Source organism: Roseateles sp. P5_E1, from assembly GCF_054049335.1.
In genome coordinates this window covers 1-1,270 of record NZ_JBFUMN010000128.1, presented here as the reverse complement: position 1 = coordinate 1,270, position 1,270 = coordinate 1, and the positions used below count along the sequence as shown (strand labels likewise).

Below are 1,270 nucleotides of genomic sequence, written 5' to 3'. Positions count from 1 at the left end.
GTCCGACAGCGGGGAGCGGTTGTCAGGGACATTCAACTACAACGCCGAGCTGTTCGATGCGTCGACAATTGAACGTTGGTCACAGCATCTGCAGACCGTGTTGCACGGCATGGCCGAGGATTCGCAGCGGCACATATCCGCCTTGCCATTGCTGACAGCACAGCAGCGCAGCCAGGTGGTGGATCTGTTCAATGCAACGGCGGTGAGTTTCCCAGACGAGGCACTTATCCATGAACTGTTCCAGATCCAGGCCAGGCAGCAGCCTGACGCGGATGCGGTCGTTTATGGCCACCAACGATTGACATATGCCGAACTCAACGTGCGCGCAAACCAGGTGGCACACTTCCTGATCGGCCTGGGCGTACGGCCGGACCAGCGGGTGGCCCTCTGCGTCGAGCGCGGTCTGGACATGGCAGTGGGCATACTGGGTATCCTCAAGGCCGGCGCGGCCTACGTGCCGGTGGACCCTGACTATCCACCGAACCGCCAGGCGCACATGCTGAAAGATTGCCGGCCCGTGGCGGTGCTCAGCCAGCAGGCTTTGCTGCCGCGGCTGCCCGCCCTGCAGGTGCCGGTGTTGGCGCTCGATGGATTGCAGGCTGTCAGCATGCTTGCCCGACATTCTTCACTGGACCCGCAGTCGCGGGCGTCAGGCCTCACCTCGCGCAACCTAGCTTACGTAATCTACACTTCTGGCTCGACCGGCCAGCCGAAGGGTGTAATGGTCGAGCACCGTTCGGCGGTGAATTTCTGGCAGGTCATGTCGAGGACCACGCACGCCCGATGCGAACCGCGCTCGCGGGTAGCGTTGAATGCGGCGTTCTCGTTCGACATGTCGCTCAAGGGCATTCTCCAGCTTCTTTCGGGGCACTGCCTGATGCCCATCCCGCAGAGCATCCGTGCCAACGGGGTCGAGCTGCTGAATTTCCTGGTCGAACATCGTATCGATGCGGTCGATAGCACCCCGTCGCAGCTGGAGGGTCTGCTGTCCGCTGGACTACTCGAAGGCGGGGCGTATCGCCCGCGTAGCGTGCTGGTGGGGGGAGAGCCGATCAGGTCTTCGCTCTGGGGGCGGCTGAAGTCCTCGCCGATCGTGGAGTTTCACAATATGTACGGTCCCACCGAGGCCACCGTGGATGCCACCATCGTCAGCATTGCCGGGGCAGCGGGCGGCCCTACCATTGGCTCGCCAATCGACAATGCCCGTATCTACATTCTCGATACGGCACGGCAACCAGTTCCGATAGGCGTGATTGGTGAGGTGCACATC

General features: G+C 62.1%; 1 protein-coding gene. It reads left to right on the top strand.

Features of this window, described 5'->3' with window-relative positions:
* The coding region (locus ACXJKJ_RS30080) for an AMP-binding protein (protein ID WP_457394997.1) at positions 1-1,270 on the top strand (1,270 nt) is incomplete at both ends.